The organism is Nostoc sp. EspVER01, from assembly GCF_034530635.1.
Taxonomy (GTDB): Bacteria; Cyanobacteriota; Cyanobacteriia; order Cyanobacteriales; family Nostocaceae; genus Nostoc.
In genome coordinates this window covers 213,976-232,828 of the sequence record NZ_JAVRCS010000004.1, presented here as the reverse complement: position 1 = coordinate 232,828, position 18,853 = coordinate 213,976, and the positions used below count along the sequence as shown (strand labels likewise).

Here is an 18,853-nt window from a genome sequence, read left to right as displayed (position 1 = left end):
CAATACTTACAAAGGTAGATGGAAACAAAACATTACAAAAAAAATTGATGGATTTTTAACTCTCGCAGGGGGGACGAATAGGTAATATGGGGCTAAAGCGGCGGAATTCTGCTAAATACTGCTCTAAGGCAACGAACTGCGGTAGATTGAGGCTGTAGTAAATCCAGCGCCCTTCTTGACGAGCGCGAACTAAACCCGCTTCTTTCAGGGTTTTGAGGTGAAAAGACAGTTTAGATTGAGTGGTTCCCAGGTGGTCGCACAGGTCACAGACGCATAGTTCTTGAGAGCGTAGCAGTTCTAAGACCTGAATTCGTAGGGGGTCAGATAGGGCATGAAAGCCAGCAGCGATCGTGTCAGGAGTAAAGGTGCTATTAGGAACCATCAAATTTTATTGAAGTATTTCTTTATGGTAAAGTCTAAATCATCGGTTCAACAATACCTTTACCGAAAAGAAAAGGTCAGTCTATAGTCGATTCTTAGTTGGAATTACAATCATTGAGAAATAGGGTACTTCGGCTGGATCGACTTCATCTAGGGGGATGATGCGTTGCTGTGATGTTGATGCCCGCTCAATATATCTTGCTCGTGACGCTAGCCCTAATTTATGCAGAATATCTCGTACTTTAGTAAAGTGACGACCTAGTTTCATAATTGCGGCTGCATCGGTCATCAGCAGATGTGTAGTCAGTTCTTCTGCTGGCAATGGGGCGGGTAAGACTGTGAGGATATCGGTGTAGTAGGTGAAAGGTACACCCAAGGCTACCGGACAAGCCATCAGTGAAGAAACTCCGGGGACAACTTCTGTTTCGTATTGGTCACATAGCCGCGTGAACAGGTACATGAAGGAACCATAGAAAAATGGATCGCCCTCACATAACACTACAACATCTCGACCGGCTGCTAAATGGTCGGCAATTGGTTGAATTTCGTTGTCATAAATAGACTTGGCCTTTTCTGGTTCCAAAGCGCGGGGGAGGTGAAATAGTACCTCGATTTGATTGCCAGGAAGATATTGCGCCACGATCGCTCTAGCAATACTTTCTTTATCTGTAGCTGATTGATAAGCTACCACAGGAGCCGCACGTAATAGCCGCAGCGCTTTCAGAGTCAATAGTTCGGGATCGCCTGGGCCGACACCAATTCCATAAAGACGACCTTTGGGTTGCATATTCATTCTTCCTCCGTTGCCAGGGCGTTAACTGCTGCTGCCGCGATCGCACTTCCACCGCGCCGACCGTGTAAGGTTAAAAATGGTACATTTCTGCTATCTGCTGCCAGTGCGGCTTTTGATTCCGCTGCACCGACAAACCCCACTGGAAAGCCCAAGATAATCGCAGGTTTGGGCGCTCCTGCATCGAGTATTTCTAACAGCCTAAACAGTGCTGTGGGCGCATTCCCAATTGCAATTACTGAGCCTTCCAGGTGCGATCGCCATAATTCTAGGGCTGCCGCTGACCTTGTAGTACCCATACGCTGGGCAAGTTCTGGCACTTCTGGCTCGTTGAGGGTACAGATAACTTGATTGTTTGCAGACAACCGTCGTCTGGTAACGCCATCGGCAACCATTCGGCAATCGCACAGAATTGGCGCTCCATTTGCCAGTGCTGCCCTTGCGGATTGTACTGCTGTTGGTGAATATCCCAAGTCAGTGACAATATCCGTCATTCCACAGGCATGAATTAGACGCACAGCAACTTTTGCTACATCTGGTGGCAATACATCTAGGTTCGCTTCTGACCGGATGATTGCAAAGGAATTACGGTAAATCTCGTTGGCATCTCGGATATAGTTGGACATTCAATTTTGGATTTTAGATTTTAAATTTTGGATTGATTTGTTAGTTAGTATAGATACTTCTTTTTTAATAGAAGAATACCTAATTTAATTAACCGCAGAGGCACAGAGAACGCAGAGTCAGAGAAAGGGAGGAATCAACTATCTGTATTTATCTGTGGTTCCATTTTCTAAGTGTTTATTAAATAATTGCTGTAATTGTGCTAGTGCATATCGATTAGCAAATTCTCCAAAGGACTCATCAGAATTTAAACGTTGAATTTGATATACATATAGCATCCGTCCTATTAATGCAGGTAGTTCGGCAAAAGTTACATATTGATATAGTTCACGTCCGAATTTCTGATTGCTGTCACCAACATAAATGTGATATCCCTCTACAGTTTCATTTTCAGCTTCAATGGTGACGCCGAGGAGAGTAATGTCACTTTTGCTATGCTGGGCACAAGATTTTTCACAGCCAGTGAAGTGGATATTAACTGGGTAATCGAGAGTAACGCGAGTTTTAAGATACTCTGCCAATGCCAACGCATGACTTTTAGTGTCAGTGGCAGAAGCGGCGCAACCCTTTTTTCCAGAACAGGCAACTAATCCAGCCTTGATATTGGTTGCAGAAGAATCTAATTGTAATAAAGCAATTTCACTTTGGACATCAGCAACCCATTGCAGAGGAATATCTGTAAGGAGCAAATTTTGCCAAGGGGTTAGCCTGAGAGTTCCACTGCCGTATTTTGCTGCTAAATCTGCTAAACCCCGCATCTGTTTACTTTCCAATCGGCCCAGGGGCAAGACGACACCAATGTAAAATAAGCCTTGCTGACGTTGTGGATGGATGCCAATATGCTGATATTTCGCATCTGACCGCTCCCCCAACCCCTCTCCTGCAAGGAGAGGGGAGAATTTCTCCCCCTTCCCTCGCAGGGAAGTTAGGTCTTTTCTTATTTCACTGTACAAAAGAGAAAAAGGTAAACGCTGCTCAACTTTTTGGAGATAATTTTCACAACCCAAAGTATTCAATAACTCTCTCAAACGTAGCCGCCGCTGACTCGTAGTATGACTATAAGCTAGATAGACATCCGCCAAAGCTGCTAAGACGGGCAAACAGTCCTCTGGTGGTAACAAAATTCCCGTATCGCTGGGGGGTTGACCCTTCTCGCCGACACTCAGATAGAGGCGAAAGTAAACATTGTCGTTAAGTAAGACAGCTGCAAAGGCGATATCATTCAAGCGATCGCACACCTGAATTATTCCACCACCATCAAAGCAAACGCTAAATTTTGCCGATAGTCCCGAAAGCGCCGGATGTGCTGCAATATAATCATCCCAACTTTGGACAAAGGGACGAGTGTCGATTAATTCTTGGGGATCGATACCAGCAGTTGGACTGGTCATAATATTGCGGATTTGGTCTACAACAGTATTGTCAGAACCCAATCCCATATTTTGTAAGTACTTCAGAACCTCAGCATTTATCCCCGTGCGGATTTCACGGACTTGCAGGTTGGCTCGATTAGTCACATCTAGATAGCCGCCACCGTGCTGTTCTGCTATATCTGCGATCGCACGGCACTGCTGACTACTAATAATTCCACCTGGTATTCTAACGCGAGATAATATCCCATCTGCGGCGGGAGTAGCATAAAACAAGCCAGGACAAGTGGCAAATCCAGAAACCAAACTTAGAACTCCTTCCCCGTGCAACGCAGGGAGTAGACGGTGAGTGTGTCTTGAGGACATCCTGAGAGTTGGCATTCTGACTTGGGTCATCCCATCACAGCTGCGGCACAGTCCCGGAATTTCACCGGAGTTTCCCAACTCCCAGCTTGAGTAATTTAGATTTTGTTCAGGTTATAGATTTCAACCAGACATCATCCAGATAATCATATTACATTACTATAGCCAGAAATTTTAACTAAGCTTATCCACTACCGATCGAAAGATATAGCTCTTGAAGCTATAGCAATCCGAATGGACATTCGTAATAAAATTGACTTTCAGTTAAGGCTATGCAGTGCTTCGAGCGTCGCATATTGATTCTGACTCCTGACTTCTTCTTCAATAGTTATTAGTTTTCCTGGTGCTAAACCGCCAAGTTAGGATGATTGCAGCGATCGCTAAACCAATAGCCAATCCCCACCAAAGACCAATAGCTCCAGATCCCAACGAGATCCCAAAAGTATAACCAGTGAATAAACCAACACACCAATAAGCAAAAATGCCAATCAGCATCGGAATTCGAGTGTCTTTGAGTCCGCGTAATGCTCCTGCGGCAGTAACTTGCACACCGTCAACTATTTGAAAAATGGCCGCGACTGCTAGCAATTTCACCGCGAGGGCAACCACATCTGCATTGTTCTGATTGTTGATGTCAATATAAAGAGAAATAATTGACTTTGGTACTAGCCAAAATGCAATGCCTACTACACCCATAGCTAAAGCTGCAATGGCAATGCCTACATATCCAGCTAGACGACTGCCAACTAGGTCATTCTGTCCGGCTAACTGTCCAACACGAACTGTTGTCGCTAGAGAAATGCCTACTGCCATCTGGAATGATATCGAAATTGTTTGTAAAGCAATTTGATGGGCAGCGAGGGCATTTGTTCCCAATTGTCCAATCAACAAAGTGACAACAGTGAACAGTCCGGCTTCGACCGTAATCAGACCCCCAATGGGCAATCCAACCTGCAAAATCTCGCCAACGATTCGGCGATGCTCTAGAGGAAAAGCTTTGTGAGACGAAGATCGAAAAATACCGTAAACTGCAAAGCGAGGCTGATTATATATATAAACTGCCAAAGCCACAAACATACTCCAAAGTGAAAGTGTGCTTGCCCAACCGATACCAGCTAAACCCAGCGCCGGGAATCCCAGTTTGCCAAACATCAGCACATAGTTAGCTGTGATGTTCAACAGAGTACCCAAAACCACTGTCACCATGACTAATTGCGGTTGCAATAGAGCAGAAAGAAAGCTTTTAAGTACTGCAAAGCCCAAACCAGGAATAAAACCCAGTGCGATCGCTCTTAAATAAATCTCTGCTAGTGCTACTGTCTTAGCATCCTGTCCTAGTAAAAGTAGTAAAGCGCCTCCATTGTAAAGTAGCAATGTAATTGGTATTCCTAGCACCAGAGATATCCTTAGTCCAAGCCGGACAATTGTGCCAACTTTTTCTTTATTTCCGGCTCCGTATGCTTGGGCAGCTAACGGACTGACAGCAGAAACGATACCAGTAAAAATCAACAGAGAAAAAGTAAAGATAACAGTTCCCAAACCTCCAGATGCAATGGTTTGACTTCCCAACCAACCCATCATTACCGTATCCACAAAACCAGTAGCAGATTGAGCCAGTTGTGCTGCTGCCAAAGGTACGGCTAACATGAGACATTTTTTAACTTCAGAAAACATATACAGCTGATAACCCGATGTGAAGAACAAAGGGTTTTTCCAAAATCTAAACCCATGTTCAGGAGATATTGCTCCTGGGAACTTGAATCTATCTTAATGGAATCAGATTAAATCTGAAGAACCCCACCCCGCCAAAGCTATGCTTTGTCTCCCCTCCGCGCTCTTCGGGAGGGGCTGGGGGTGGGGTGCAATGACTGTGGAAATCATAACTAATTATACGGACATGATATAAATCTGAAAATCCCCATATCAGCTTTGAGTGTCACAAATAATTTCAATGTTTTGGCAATCATCTTGAAGCTACGTTAAAGTAAACAGTTGCAGTTAAAAATGGATTTATATGCGCTTACCAATTGCAATTAGTGCTGTTTTAGTGGCATCTTTAGGTTTTAGTGCACCTGTAATATCTCAACCTCCTCCTATACAGGTAGCCAAAACGCCCGCGCCTAATAGTTTAGCCTTAGAACAATTTAAGATTAATTACCGATTATGGAGACGGCAAAAAATCTCTAACTATCGCTATGAATTCACTAGAAGTTGCTTTTGTTTACCTAAAGCCACAGAACCAGTAATTATTAAAGTACGTAATCGAGTCACAAGTTCTATTACTTATAAAGCAACTCAACAGCCAGCTGATGCAGAACTGTTTAAACAATATAATACAATTCCTAAACTCTTTGACATCATCAGGGATGCGCTGATTCGGAAAGCAGCAAACTTGACTGTACAATACGATCCAATATTTGGTTATCCAACTCAAATTAACATTGATTATAATAGCCAGATCGCTGATGATGAAATATTTTTGACAATTAGCAATCTGCAAAAAACTAATTAACTATAGCTAGGGAGAGCATTCTTTGCTACAACAGTGCTTAGGGATCTGCGGGTTAATAGTGTCCCAACCCTCAACTGTCGAGAGTTGAGCGCAGCGATGCACTGAGCGCAGTCGAAGTGTCGAAAATCGGTTTTTTGGTACTTTATTTTCACGCAAGTCCCTTAATTGATTCAGCATATCTTGCTTGCTCTTGAATTGTTGGGCTGAAGCATTTAAAGTCTTTCAATAATACCATCGTCACCCATCATTTTTGCGACTTCATCCATAATTTCTTTACTGCTATAGTCTGGCTTAGATGGATCTATTGGTTTTAACGGACGAAAAATAGCTAGCTGAGATTTTGGAGTCAGCATTTGTTGTAACTCGCTTTCAGGTATACCAATTTTTTCTTCAAACATCAGTTCAGCACCATGTTCTAATTCATCATGAATCACATCGAGATGCCGTAAGCCTCTATAAGTAAAAGTTACGGTTTGACTTTTGGGATTGAGATATGTGCTGTTCTCCTGATAACCAAGTTCTTCGGCTTTCTCAAAAGCCTCTTCTGGTGAAGAAGCACGGACAAGAACAATATTTACATGAACAACATTATATGGATTTCCCTCAACGTTACACTCGATCACCAATTCAGCGATATACCACTCTGCATCCTTTGGAATGTATGCCATTGTTTATAAAACCCAAAATTTCTAACAATAATGCTATCACTGACTATTCAGTGGTTTTGTTTGAAAGGATTTTTGAAACTCATCTCACAGGTTATGCTGGCTGAAAACCAACATACACTAAACAATTCAAAAATGACAATAAATCAATCTTGGCGCGATCTACGTGTCGGCGATCGTATTTGTATCTTGCAATTCCCACAAATACAAATGCTTGAAAATACAAAGCAACTATACCAGAGACTTATTGCCGAGCGTGCTATTTTGAGGATTTGGGAATTGCTATATGTACTTTCAATTACATTTGCGTTCATCAAGTTTGTGAATTTTGAACTATATAATTACTAAACTTAAGTATTAAATAAAATGATTACCAATAGTTTAGGAAAAGCAAAAACGTGAACCGTTTCAAAAAGCTATCCTCAATTGCGTTCCTGTTATTAGCCTTCATTTATCCATCTACTTTGGTTGAAGCCAAAGAGAATACTCGCAATGATGTTCTCAATGAGCAGAGTATTGACGTACAAACAAAATTAGTTGGAGAGCAAAGTGAAGAGTTTTTGTTAGCTCACCGACGGACTCGACGACGTTATCATAGACGGCAACGAACTGGAAGATATTATTATCAACGCCAGCGGAATCGACGACATTATTATAGACGACGCTATCGCTCTATACGTTATCACGGACAACGATATCGTCATGGAGAATGGGAACTTGTGCGCGATCGTCATGGACGATTAATGTATGACTGGCAACGTTAATAGTAAACTTTGCATCCAATTTTTCTAGAGAATGTTTATGCGTAAATCCTAATGTAAACAATGCCAAAAATTGATCGCAAGTATAATGACAGAGGCAGCTAGAAACTAAATTTAGATATATGCGATCGCTAAATTAACCAATCTAAGGGAGCTTCACCTCAGTTTCAACAAAATAACCCAGATGCATTAACCTGAATTTTCCGGCACTTTGAGTTTTTGCATACGTGGAGATCGCACATTTATCTGTTAACAAATCCTAAAAGTGCTTTGATAGTTTTTTCGCAGGATGATTAAGATATAGGTATTTGACCTGACGGGTGTCGATACTCATGGTGCAAGACCAGATTTTGCTGAATGATTGGCATGTAATAGCGCGATCGCAAGACCTCCAACCTGGAACAGTTCTGCACAAGCGCTTATTAGGCTCAAATATAGTGCTTTGGCATAATGGCGACAAAGTTTTAGCTTGGCAAGACGTTTGCCCTCATCGTGGTGCCCGTCTTTCTCTAGGATATGTTAATAAAGAGACTCTTGTTTGTCCTTACCACGGTTTAGCCTTTAATAGCGAGGGAAAATGTGTACAAGTTCCCGCTAATCCCGAACAATCGCCCCCCGCCCAAGCTTGTGTTAAAACTTACCAAATTCAAGAGCGTTACGATCTGCTTTGGGTTTGTTTAGGGACACCAAAACAAGACATAGCTCCGTTTTCTGAGTGGTACGATCCGGTCTATCAGAAGATTTTCTGTGGCCCTTACTACTATCACTCTAGCCCTCTGCGGGTGCTGGAAAATTTTATCGATCCGGCACACTTCCCAATTATGCATTCGGGATTATTTGCCCACGCCAGTCATCCTGAGTTGACGCACTATGAATTAGAGTCTCTTCCAGATGGGATTAGTTTCAAATGTGGTTTGTGGGAACTAGATTTTAATTCCGGTAATCCTCTTTCTGCACCACTGATTTTCAACACTTACGATTACCACATTTTCCGTCCGCTAGTGGCATATTTTAAACTTGGGCCTGGAGATCATCGTTTAAATATTTTCTATACAATTACGCCAGTCGATGAAGATGAGTGCGTGGTGCAATATTGGTTAATGGTAAACAGTGTCCGCGAACTAAAAGTGGAAGTGTATCTAGATATTCAAAATCAAATTGCTAGTCAAGATATCGCCATTGTCGAGTCCCAGCAGCCCCGACGCTTACCTTTAGATTTGCAATCAGAAGTACATTTACCGAGCGATCGCTATTCTATAGCATACCGGAAGTGGCTCAAACAACAGGGTGTTACTTTCGGCACTATTTAAAACTTGACGATGCTTATCATTATGATTAAGAAAAGATTTCGATAAAATTGATTTAGAAACCAACCCCCTGAAAGAGTTGAAAAAACGGTAGATTGTTAATTCCTCTACCGTTTTTTATGTATGTTGAATGCGGTACTGAAAAGTCAAGTAAAATTTTTACTTGCTTTCGTATCAAGGTGAATTTTGGGTATTTATTGATCCACAGGTGCTAATTTTAAAGGATACAATGGCTCAGATCCATTTAATTGCCAAATTCTAAATACCAAAACAGCAGCTACAGTTAACCACACACAAGAAAATGATAAAGTCATTCCTGCTATAGGATTAGTTTGCCAATAAATTGCCGTCACCACTATAGCAGATAACCAAGGGCCTAAAATAACTACAGGTACAGCAGCACCTAATCTCCGTTCGACAGTAAAAATCGTATTCCAAGTATCCCCTAAAGCCAGATGTACCACAAACAAAATTAAAGGCAGCACTAAAAACTGGTGATTCATTTGCTGCCAAACCAATACAGAAGAAATTACCCGCAAAACGGCAATTATCATCCAAACTATGGGAAATACTAAAGGTGGAGGCGACCATCTTGGTCTGATTACCTGGTCATAGGTCTGACGAGAACGAGTATTATCTAAAAGAGAAAAAATTCGAGAACGGATACTTAATAGAGCAAAAAATAATCCAGTCAATAAAGTGCTAACCCAACTGGGAAAAGAAGAATTGTTATCAATGAACATTACTAATTTTTCCATTCCCAGTAACACGAGACTCATGACTAATATTTGTAGGATAGTCCCTAGTGTATAAGCTAAAACTGCTCTGATATCTAGTTCTTGTGTAGTAGCAATTGATGTGTTTAGAGACTGTTGTTGATTCCCAGGTTTTACCCCCATCACTGTATTAACAAACTGTTCAACTATTCCACTATTCTTGGATTTATTCATAATTAACAGATGGCGCGTAGTTAGTAATTAGTATTAATAAGTCATTATATGATATTCTAATAGTTAAAAATAATTTGGTTAGGCTCTTTTAACATCAGAGTTTATAAGTTCCGAATCTAATGTACAGTCTCTCATAACTAATATTGAGGAAAAAACGTGGAATTTCAGAAGTTATTGTATATTTTTACTCTAGTAAATATTGCTACATTTGCTCTGAGTGTACCTGTATTTGCTCAAATCGCGCAGACTCCCTTTAATTCTGCACAGTCAAGTTGTCGTGCAACTAAAGTAAATACTCCAATTTTCAAAGAACCTTCAACATCATCCCATGCTATCAGAATATTGTCGGCTAAAACAAGAGTTACTTTAGCATATATCCCCGTTAGTGGAGATAGATTTGTCAGAATTAAAGCTCCAACTTCAGGGTTTATTCAAACTGCTGCGCTGAGGTTTTGTCAGCCGAATAACAACGCTCAAAATGTATCGAGTAAACCTACTATTGGCAGTGTATGTCGGCAACTTGTACGACAGGAAACTATACGTCGCCAACCAAGTACAAAAGAACCTTTTATTACAACACTTTCTCCAAATACAGTTGTGTTTGTGAACTTGGTTACAGGTAATATAGTTAAGTCATATAAATCTGAAAATTACATTTGGGTAGAAATCGACCTTTCCAGAAGTTTCCCTGGAGAGTTATCTGGTAATGGTTGGATGGTTAATACTGACTTAGTGAATACTCCTGGATTAAGCAGTCTGGCTTATTGTAGTTAAGTATCTAGGCATAAATAAATTTATTGTTTGTAGTAAGGACTTTAGTATTGATAATCCTTGCTCTAAGCGATAAATCGCTCACTACAAACTAGGAGTTTATTTTATATTTAATTATGTCTACCTACTTAGTAGCTTATTTCGCTTAATATATCCACCTGGCATGAGTTTCTCCTGACTGTCTAATCGGTATATTTAAGCTCATGGACTAAGAATTTTGTTAGGATTCAAGCTTTCAAATTTGTTTTATATACCAATCAGACAGTCAGATATTCTAAACCCTTAATCTTAACGTCTATTGTCCGCTTCTACCCTAATCCTCTCGCGGGGACAGCGCCAATTTGCACCACTCGCACCACCAAGACCAACGTTTGTGCAACCTTGGGCTTCCATTGCATCGTCTGAGACATTCTCAGGCTTGTAGAATCGCCAACGACCTTTATCATCCGGTCCTGACTCTGCTCTGAGTTGCCGTGTAGAGGCTCCGTAACGATAATCGCGATTCCGAGAATCATCATCATCGTAGCGAGAATCACGACTACGGGAATCACCATCCGCTTCTACCCTAATCCTCTCGCGAGGACAGCGCCAATTTGCACCACTCGAACCACCAACACCAACGTTAGTACAACCTTGGGCTTGCATTGCATCGTCTGAGACATCGTTAGGCTTATAGAATCGCCAACGACCTTTATCATCCGGTCCTGACTCTGCTCTGAGTTGCCGTGTAGAGGCTCCGTAACGATAATCGCGATTCCGAGAATCATCATCATCGTAGCGAGAATCACGACTACGGGAATCACCATCCGCTTCTACCCTAATCCTCTCGCGAGGACAGCGCCAATTTGCACCACTCGAACCACCAACACCAACGTTAGTACAACCTTGGGCTTGCATTGCATCGTCTGAGACATCGTTAGGCTTATAGAATCGCCAACGACCTTTATCATCCGGCCCTGACTCCGCTCTGAGTTGCCGTGTTTGTGATATCAGCAAAGGAGTAGTAGTGGGTTTAATTTTTTGTTGTGCAAAAACTGATGAATGTTCCGTAGTAATGGAAGCTATACTCAAGAGGATGCCACAAGCAGCAAAAGTCACTAATTGAGACAATCTACTTATCTTGGTAAAATGCAACATCAACATAAGTTACTCTGATTGTTGGAAATATTATCTGTCCTGCGGGCAAGGGATAAGACAGAGGGCAGAAGGGAAGAAAAAATTTTTAATGTATGCCTTTTTGCCTTGCCCAAATTTACTTTAATACCTGCACTAAATCAAATTATTTAGTGGTCTTTAATTACAGTTTGTTTAAATGCCTGTAATTACTTTTTACCTTCTGCTTTCTTCAAGAAGTTAAATAATAGTAGTAGGATAAACCACATTTTAGTTGAATTTTTTTAAAATATATATAAAGCAAAAAGCCGTAATAAACCGAAACTTTTTGACGTATTGAACTTCTTTCTGAATGCTTTCTTTCGTTTGATTGAAGCGATCGCTGATATCCTTGAGATTGTCTAGAGTTGTTGCTAAATTTGGGATGCTAACTTCAAACGGAATAGTTTCTTCAGCCCGTTTTCCTGCTTTGGCAATACCCAGTGGCTTTTCTCCAGAAGGATAACCCCAAGGTATCAAACTAGTGGGTCGATACTTAGAAGAATCAGAAATAATAGCGGTGGGCTATGTCTACGAATAAGCAACCCTTGCCCGTAAAGCTCCCAACTTAAATGCTACTATTGCCACATTCAAAAATCTCAATCAGGCAGTGCCAAAGAAGTATGAGCTTCTGATATTCAGTTGGGCAATAGTTCTCTATGGTTATACTCTCGTTTAATCGCTTGCAGCGTCTAACAATTCGGTTTGTGCTAATCATTGTGGTGACGATCGCAATGGTGTTTGGCTGGGGTGCGATCGCCCACAGTCAACTGGCCTCATCACCCACCGCCGCTTCTAACGATCCGCACAAACCCCCTAAAGGCGTCACCCGTCTCGGTGAATATGAAATTGCCAACGTGAATTCACCACTAGACAAAAACCTTTTATTTAAGGTTGTCTCTCCCACTGTTTTTAATCGCGACCAACCCCCGGAGGGAAGTCTTCCTGTGGAAGTACGTGCTGAAGAAATTACGCAACGGCTGATGCGAGCGCTCGATAGAGCCGACAAAGCCAAAGAAACTCCCATAATTTCTGTTGCCACCCTGAATAACCGCCTAATCCTCCAGCTCAATGACGATCAAACGACCCGTTCTTTAAGGCTGGTGACAGTGACAGAGCCAGATGCTGACTACTATGGGAAAACACTGGAGGAATTGTCCCAGGAGTGGCAAAAAATATTACAAGCAGAAGTGGAACGCATCGAGCGACTCTTCTCACCTAAGGTATTGTCTCAACGGGTTGGGCAGGCAATACAAATCAGCATCGGCTTGGTGTTGGGCAGTGTTGTGTTATGGTTCCTGCGGCGAACTCTAATTCGCAAACAAACGATATTGCAAGCTCGTTATCAAGAGCATATGGCTGAGGCAAAAGAGGCTGCGGTCAAACGCTCTCAGGCAGAAACATCGGCCAATATTCAAGCAATCGACACCAGCGAACCAGAGGCACACACCATCGCCCATCAGCGATCGCAATTTCTAAAAATCATCCAGCGACAGTTCACTCTCAAGCGCCAACTGGGGATCTATTCTTTTCTCACCTTGCTACTGTTTTGGGCGTTTATTCTCGTATGGTACATCGGGATTGTGGTCATCATGTCTCGCGTCCCCTACCTGATGAGATGGTGGAGTGATGCTTTAGCGCGTCCCCTGGCGCTGCTGATTATTTGGTTTTTCATCAGTGTTGTCATTCGTATTGGCAAAAGCTTAATTGACTACATCACCGATGTCTGGACAACCCATCCCTCTCTCCCTTTGAGTGAAACTCAACGGATTGCCCTGCGAGCTGCAACAGTTTCCGGGGCACTAAAAGGATTAATCGCTTTTGTTTTCATTACCTTCGGTATCTTGCGGACTCTAGACATTTTTAATGTACCCACTAGTTCAATTTTGGCAGGGGGTGCTGTTATCGGTATTGCAATTTCCCTTGGTTCTCAAAGTTTAATGAAAGATTTGGTCAATGGCTGCTTGATTTTGATGGAGGATCAATTTGCTGTGGGAGATGTGATTGAGATTGGGAATAAAAGCGGACTGGTGGAAAATCTCAACCTGCGCGTGACTCAACTACGCAATGGCGAAGGTCAGTTAATTACCATTCCTAATAGCAATATCACTGATGTCAACAACTTAACCCGCCTTTGGTCGCGGGTAGACTTTTCTATTGTGGTGGCCTATGAAAACGACCCGAAGTATGTTTTAGAAATTCTCAGGCAAGTATCCCAGGAATTGTATAACGAACCAGAATGGCGCGATCGCTTACCAGAATTGCCTGAAGTGCTGGGGATTGATGACCTCTCCCACACAGGAATGTTAGTCCGCGTCTGGATTAAAACGGCACCGATGGAACAATGGAATGTTGGGCGAGAGTTCCGTTTAAGGGTGCGGCTAGCCTTTGAAGCAAACAATATCCAGATTGGCAGACCGCAACGGATCAGTTACAACACTGATTTGGGATGAACTGAGTTTAAACGGTTCTTCTTCCATTCCCAACTACTTCAAGCAATCCAGTTACCAAGATTTGCTCAACCAGTTACAATCTCTAGATGAAACGGGTATCTTAAGCTTGTGAATTTTCAAACCTCTCTTTTATGCCTTCAAATGAGCTTGTAGGATCATTTACATTAACAGCAAATCCCGGTGTTGGTTTTTCCACATCGTTCTACTTATGTTATTGACGCTGGTCATATCGTGCAGGTAGGTAATTTTTCAGAATTGATTGCCCAATCAGGGTTATTTGCCAGACTGGTAGCCCAACAGTTAGAAGGGGAGCTTTAGTTCTGCTTCAGCCTCGGTATGAGGGCACTTGAGCATTAGCAATTTATCTCTGCGGCAAAGGTGGCTTTTTTAGGCGCAGATAGCTAAAGAGAGCGAATGTGTTTAATACTTTACTCCCGTTCTAAGACAAAAATAATGGAAATCGGTTTATTTGTCTTGGGATCGGATGGCTCATATAAATTTAGCAATCGGTAATTCAAAGTCTGAAATTCGTTGATCCATGATTCCAGGGTTCTGAAATACCAAGGAGTAGGGTAAAAGGGTTGATCCGCATTTGGTTGCCATGAAGTTTCGCGCCACCCATTGGAATATGTAGAGTCACCACAAGCAATTATCGGGTGAAGTGTTTGAATGATTATTTTGCCCTTGTCCTCTAACAGGCTATGACCCGCCTTAGCGATCTCATCAAGAGCGCATTCGCCTAGAATTGAAAAGTTGCAGATCAAGCAAGAGAAATAGTGAATGGTGCTAAATCTTTGTGATGTAAGATCCGAGTACGAACAGACAACAAAGCGAGAATCACCACTATCCTTTGCTGTCTCAATAAGATCGGTGCAAAAATCAACACCCCAGCCATCAATTCCTAAAGAAAAAAGCTGTCGAGACAACCATCCCTCGCCGCATCCAATATCTAAGAATGTTCTTGGATTAAGTTGAGTTATCACTTTAAGTATAGCGGCATCTGTGGCGATCGCACGGCTTTCAATTTGTTGATTACGAATTGCTTGTGTCCATAATTTAGCATTCATCTGCCATGAGTCAAGGATTCGTTTTTCATTCTCGTCCATACAACACCGCTCAAATAGCACGAACAATCTTCTCCTTTAAAACATAAGCGATAATGCAGCCAGATGCAGGATTTACACTATTTCTAAGAATCGCAGTTGTAACTCATGCCTAGACATTATTACACCAATTCTTTAGGTTCTCTTGATTGGCGATACTCAGTTCGTGAAGCCCTAAAACTCTCAAGCAAGGTTCTGTTTGACAATCCCACTGCTACCCAAAATTTAGAAGCATTCATCAAACAGGCGATCGCTGCAAGAAGTTAAAGAAAGTATATTTTGACTTTAACTGAAAAATAAGTAAGTATTAACATTGATATTCAAAGGCTATGAAAGTCGAAAATGAAACGTCCAAATCGCCTTGCTTGGATGGGAGCGATCGCACTCGCTGCGATCGTTTTACTTAGTTTGTTCGCGGCTCCCAATAATACTAAAATTAACGCTGGCTCTACTTATAACCATAACTCTGATGGCTATGGTGCTTGGTATGCTTTTATGCAACAACAGGGAATTTCTATTAAGCGCTGGCAAAAGCCTTTTAGTGATATTCAGCCAGAGAACAGCCCAGTTACCTTCCTACAAGTAGGCGGCTATCCCAGAGAAACCACACTGGATAGTCAAGAGCGGGAATGGGTAGAAAAAGGAAATACTTTGGTAATTTTGGGTGCAAAGGCGCGGGTTACAGAAGCGGAGTTTAGCACTATGCAAAAATCTCCTGAAGGTGATATTAAAATTGATACACGTAGACGATATAAAAAAGCTAACTCCCAGCAAGTTAATTTAGGCGATCGCTTTGGTGCTGTTGTCTGGAAAGAAAATTACAAAAAAGGAAAGGTGATTTTTTCTACCACTCCTTATTTAGCCGCCAACGCTTACCAAGATTATTTAAGTAATTTCAAGTATTTAGCTAGTTTGGTTACTGAAAAAAGTAACACAGTCTTTGTCGATGAATACATCCACGGCTATAAAGATGCCGATGTCAGAAAGAAAGAAAACGAAGGAGATTTATCTAGCTTTTTTGCCAAAACTCCTTTACTTCCAATCTTGATACAGGTAGGTATCCTGCTATTAGTGCTAGTTTGGGCGCAGAATCGCCGCTTTGGTAAACCAGTAGCTTTAGATACACCAGTTGTAGATAATAGCGAAGCATACATCCAAGCTTTAGCCGGGGTGTTGCAGAAAGCTGATACCACCGACTTTGTTGTTGAAATGGTGGGTAAACAAGAACAACTACAACTCCAAAAAGCCTTGGGATTAGGGCAAGTACTTTTAGAACCTCAAGCCTTGATCGATTTCTGGATGGAAAAAACAGGCGCAAGTGCAGCAGAACTAGATGCAGTTTTAAAGCTACAATCTCGCAAAAAACCCATCAGTGAACGAGACCTGTTAAGCTGGTTGGGGAAATGGCGAACCATTAGATTAATTCGTAATACTTCTCTACGAGAGGCTGCACTTCGACTACGCTCTGTTACCACGCCAACGGCTACGCGGTAGTTGAGCGCAGTCGAAACTCAGTACAAGTTCGTAATTCATAATTCGTAATTATTTTTGCGAAATTGTACTCTGCGTTGGTTATTTATCAATAAAAAATATGAGTGAAACACATCCTATCTTAATTCGGCTTGGTCAAGGTCTTAATCAAGTAATTGTCGGACAATCTAGCTTAATACAGCAACTCTTAGTAGCACTGCTAGCGGGTGGGCACGTAATTTTAGAAGGAGTACCGGGAACTGGGAAAACCCTTTTAGTAAAGGTGCTAGCGCAGTTAATTCAAGGGGATTTTCGCCGGATTCAATTAACACCAGATGTTTTACCTTCAGATATTACTGGTACTAATATTTTTGACTTGAATAGCCGCAATTTCACTTTGAAAAAAGGGCCAATATTTACTGAAGTATTGCTAGCGGACGAAATCAACCGTACTCCGCCCAAAACACAAGCGGCGCTGCTAGAAGCGATGGAGGAGATGCAGGTAACACTGGATGGTGAAAGTTTGCCTTTACCAGATTTATTTTGGGTAATTGCGACACAAAATCCCCTGGAATTTGAGGGTACTTATCCTTTACCAGAGGCACAGTTAGACAGATTTTTATTTAAGCTGGTGGTAGATTACCCCGATAAAGCTGCTGAAAAGCAAATGTTACTCAATCGTCAGGCGGGTTTTGCCGCACGACGTTTGGATATTAGCCGTTTGAAACCAATCGCAACAGTAGCCGACATTTTGCAAGCACGACAAGCAGTCAAAGAAGTTAAAGTATCAGAAGCGATCGTTGATTATTTGTTGGCATTGGTGACAATATCGCGTCAATATCCTGATTTGACTTTGGGTGCATCACCTCGCGCTACCGGTGCTTGGTTGCAGACATCTCAAGCCATAGCATGGTTAGCGGGAAGGGATTTTGTAACACCAGATGATGTAAAAGCAGTTGCATCACCGTTGCTACGTCATCGTCTCATATTGAAACCAGAAGCGATGCTGGATGGTTTACAAATGGATGCAGTAATTGCGTCGGTAATTAATCAAGTACCAGTTCCAAGGTGAAAATTTCAAAGTCCCTCTCCCAAACTTGGGAGAGGGATTTAGGGTGAGGGCTTTTGGCAATTTTTAGATGAAAGGGCGGTTAAAAGCCACATTTTACAGAAGCGAAGTTGTTTCACTAAGACATAGCGATCGCCATCACAACATTACTGATAAAATATGCAAAATGCGAGAACTTTACCCAGCGATCGAGCCTTACTTAGAAGGTAGTTTACAGGTTTCCGACCTTCATACTATCCATTTTGAAGAATCAGGAAACCCGCAAGGTCAACCCATCGTTTTGCTGCATGGGGGGCCTGGTGGTGGATGTCCAGCTTTTTATCGGCAATATTTCCACCCAGAAAAATGGCGGTTAGTCATGTTTGACCAGCGCGGTTGTGGTCAAAGTACGCCCCATGCTGAATTACGAGAAAATACCACTTGGGATTTAGTCAGTGATATCGAAAAACTGCGCCAACATTTAGGTATAGAAAAGTGGGCTGTCTTCGGTGGTAGTTGGGGTAGCACTTTATCATTAGCCTACAGTCAAACCCATCCCTCTCGATGCACAGCATTAATTCTCCGTGGGATCTTCATGCTGAGACAAAAAGAATTGTGCTGGTTTTACCAAGAGGGTGCTAGCTATATTTTTCCTGATGCTTGGGAAGAATATCTCAAACCGATTCCCATAGATGAACGTGACGATCTGATCGCAGCATACTACAAACGCTTGACCAATCCAGATTTAGAAATTCAATTAACAGCAGCGCGTGCTTGGTCAATTTGGGAAGGTAGTACCAGTAGACTGTTTTTAGACCCAGAACTTATGCAAAAGTTTGGCGAGAGTGAATTTGCTTCAGCTTTTGCTCGGATTGAATGCCATTACTTTATGAATAAGGGATTTTTGGAAACAGAAGATCAATTACTGTTAAATGTAGACCGTATCCGCCATATTCCGGCTGTAATTGTTCAGGGACGCTATGATGTAGTCTGCCCAATGATATCAGCTTGGGAATTACATCGGGCTTGGCCGGAAGCGGAATTTATAGTGGTTCCTGATGCCGGACACTCGATGAGTGAACCAGGAATTCGTAGTGCTTTGATTGAGGCAACAGATAATATTTAATTCGGTT

General features: G+C 42.0%; 20 protein-coding genes and 1 riboswitch. Of the genes, 10 read left to right on the top strand and 10 right to left on the bottom strand.

What is annotated here, in order from left to right; genetic code table 11:
* Nucleotides 1–55: 55 nt before the first annotated feature.
* From RMX69_RS05780 to RMX69_RS05760, 5 genes are all read right to left on the bottom strand, one after another.
* The gene (locus RMX69_RS05780) at nt 56–382 is read right to left on the bottom strand and encodes an ArsR/SmtB family transcription factor (protein ID WP_289797880.1); all 327 of its coding nucleotides are present in this window, start codon (nt 380–382) and stop codon (nt 56–58) included.
* Between the two features lie 81 nt (nt 383–463).
* Complete coding sequence (locus RMX69_RS05775) at nt 464–1,168, bottom strand: precorrin-2 C(20)-methyltransferase (protein ID WP_094350610.1); 705 nt, start codon at nt 1,166–1,168, stop codon at nt 464–466.
* A 2-nt stretch (nt 1,169–1,170) separates the two neighbouring features.
* Nucleotides 1,171–1,797 (bottom strand): precorrin-8X methylmutase, encoded by a 627-nt coding sequence (locus tag RMX69_RS05770; RefSeq protein ID WP_322636783.1) that lies wholly within the window; start codon nt 1,795–1,797, stop codon nt 1,171–1,173.
* 138 nt (nt 1,798–1,935) lie between these two features.
* Nucleotides 1,936–3,561 (bottom strand): precorrin-3B synthase, encoded by a 1,626-nt coding sequence (cobG, locus tag RMX69_RS05765; RefSeq protein WP_322636782.1) that lies wholly within the window; start codon nt 3,559–3,561, stop codon nt 1,936–1,938.
* Nucleotides 3,520–3,629, bottom strand: a riboswitch (cobalamin riboswitch). (Overlaps the previous gene by 42 nt.)
* 220 nt (nt 3,630–3,849) lie before the next feature.
* The gene (locus RMX69_RS05760) at nt 3,850–5,202 is read right to left on the bottom strand and encodes an MATE family efflux transporter (protein ID WP_322636780.1); all 1,353 of its coding nucleotides are present in this window, start codon (nt 5,200–5,202) and stop codon (nt 3,850–3,852) included.
* A gap of 340 nt (nt 5,203–5,542) precedes the next feature.
* On the opposite strand from RMX69_RS05760, the gene RMX69_RS05755 reads away from it, so the two are divergent.
* Nucleotides 5,543–6,040 (top strand): DUF6174 domain-containing protein, encoded by a 498-nt coding sequence (locus RMX69_RS05755; RefSeq protein ID WP_322636779.1) that lies wholly within the window; start codon nt 5,543–5,545, stop codon nt 6,038–6,040.
* Nucleotides 6,041–6,252: 212 nt separating this feature from the next.
* Here the strand turns inward: RMX69_RS05755 and RMX69_RS05750 are convergent, their stop codons facing one another.
* On the bottom strand, nt 6,253–6,708 hold the full coding sequence (locus tag RMX69_RS05750) for a DUF4288 domain-containing protein (protein ID WP_322636778.1): 456 nt from the start codon (nt 6,706–6,708) through the stop codon (nt 6,253–6,255).
* Nucleotides 6,709–7,103: 395 nt separating this feature from the next.
* Here RMX69_RS05750 and RMX69_RS05745 point away from each other — a divergent pair, with 395 nt between their 5' ends.
* Together RMX69_RS05745 and RMX69_RS05740 are read left to right on the top strand one after the other, a co-directional pair.
* Complete coding sequence (locus tag RMX69_RS05745) at nt 7,104–7,469, top strand: hypothetical protein (protein ID WP_289797876.1); 366 nt, start codon at nt 7,104–7,106, stop codon at nt 7,467–7,469.
* A 329-nt stretch (nt 7,470–7,798) separates the two neighbouring features.
* A complete protein-coding gene (locus tag RMX69_RS05740; protein ID WP_322636776.1) occupies nt 7,799–8,776 on the top strand; it encodes an aromatic ring-hydroxylating dioxygenase subunit alpha in 978 nt (325 codons plus the stop codon).
* Between the two features lie 191 nt (nt 8,777–8,967).
* On the opposite strand, the gene RMX69_RS05735 is transcribed toward RMX69_RS05740, so the two are convergent.
* Nucleotides 8,968–9,723, bottom strand: a complete 756-nt coding sequence (locus RMX69_RS05735) for a TspO/MBR family protein (RefSeq protein WP_289797874.1) — start codon at nt 9,721–9,723, stop codon at nt 8,968–8,970.
* A 156-nt stretch (nt 9,724–9,879) separates the two neighbouring features.
* Between RMX69_RS05735 and RMX69_RS05730 the strand changes: the two genes are divergently transcribed.
* Nucleotides 9,880–10,497 carry a hypothetical protein gene (locus tag RMX69_RS05730; RefSeq protein WP_289797873.1) on the top strand — a complete coding sequence of 206 codons (618 nt, stop codon included), beginning with the start codon at nt 9,880–9,882 and terminating at the stop codon, nt 10,495–10,497.
* 285 nt (nt 10,498–10,782) lie between these two features.
* On the opposite strand, the gene RMX69_RS05725 is transcribed toward RMX69_RS05730, so the two are convergent.
* Both RMX69_RS05725 and RMX69_RS05720 read right to left on the bottom strand, forming a co-directional pair.
* Entirely contained in the window at nt 10,783–11,604 is an 822-nt protein-coding gene (locus RMX69_RS05725) for a hypothetical protein (RefSeq protein ID WP_322636774.1), read from the bottom strand.
* A 273-nt stretch (nt 11,605–11,877) separates the two neighbouring features.
* Complete coding sequence (locus RMX69_RS05720) at nt 11,878–12,126, bottom strand: hypothetical protein (RefSeq protein WP_322636773.1); 249 nt, start codon at nt 12,124–12,126, stop codon at nt 11,878–11,880.
* 179 nt (nt 12,127–12,305) lie between these two features.
* Between RMX69_RS05720 and RMX69_RS05715 the strand changes: the two genes are divergently transcribed.
* Together RMX69_RS05715 and RMX69_RS05710 are read left to right on the top strand one after the other, a co-directional pair.
* Nucleotides 12,306–14,099, top strand: a complete 1,794-nt coding sequence (locus tag RMX69_RS05715) for a mechanosensitive ion channel family protein (protein ID WP_322636772.1) — start codon at nt 12,306–12,308, stop codon at nt 14,097–14,099.
* Nucleotides 14,100–14,279: 180 nt separating this feature from the next.
* Nucleotides 14,280–14,417, top strand: a complete 138-nt coding sequence (locus tag RMX69_RS05710; protein ID WP_322636771.1) for a hypothetical protein — start codon at nt 14,280–14,282, stop codon at nt 14,415–14,417.
* 110 nt (nt 14,418–14,527) lie between these two features.
* On the opposite strand, the gene RMX69_RS05705 is transcribed toward RMX69_RS05710, so the two are convergent.
* Nucleotides 14,528–15,205 (bottom strand): class I SAM-dependent methyltransferase, encoded by a 678-nt coding sequence (locus RMX69_RS05705; protein ID WP_322636770.1) that lies wholly within the window; start codon nt 15,203–15,205, stop codon nt 14,528–14,530.
* A gap of 105 nt (nt 15,206–15,310) precedes the next feature.
* On the opposite strand from RMX69_RS05705, the gene RMX69_RS05700 reads away from it, so the two are divergent.
* From RMX69_RS05700 to pip, 4 genes are all read left to right on the top strand, one after another.
* Nucleotides 15,311–15,469 carry a hypothetical protein gene (locus RMX69_RS05700; protein WP_322636769.1) on the top strand — a complete coding sequence of 53 codons (159 nt, stop codon included), beginning with the start codon at nt 15,311–15,313 and terminating at the stop codon, nt 15,467–15,469.
* A gap of 75 nt (nt 15,470–15,544) precedes the next feature.
* The gene (locus RMX69_RS05695) at nt 15,545–16,696 is read left to right on the top strand and encodes a DUF4350 domain-containing protein (protein WP_322636768.1); all 1,152 of its coding nucleotides are present in this window, start codon (nt 15,545–15,547) and stop codon (nt 16,694–16,696) included.
* A gap of 97 nt (nt 16,697–16,793) precedes the next feature.
* Nucleotides 16,794–17,744: an AAA family ATPase gene (locus tag RMX69_RS05690; RefSeq protein WP_289797865.1), complete on the top strand. Its 951-nt coding sequence runs from the start codon at nt 16,794–16,796 to the stop codon at nt 17,742–17,744.
* Nucleotides 17,745–17,907: 163 nt separating this feature from the next.
* Complete coding sequence (gene pip / locus RMX69_RS05685) at nt 17,908–18,846, top strand: prolyl aminopeptidase (RefSeq protein WP_289800040.1); 939 nt, start codon at nt 17,908–17,910, stop codon at nt 18,844–18,846.
* The last annotated feature ends 7 nt before the right edge of the window (nt 18,847–18,853 follow it).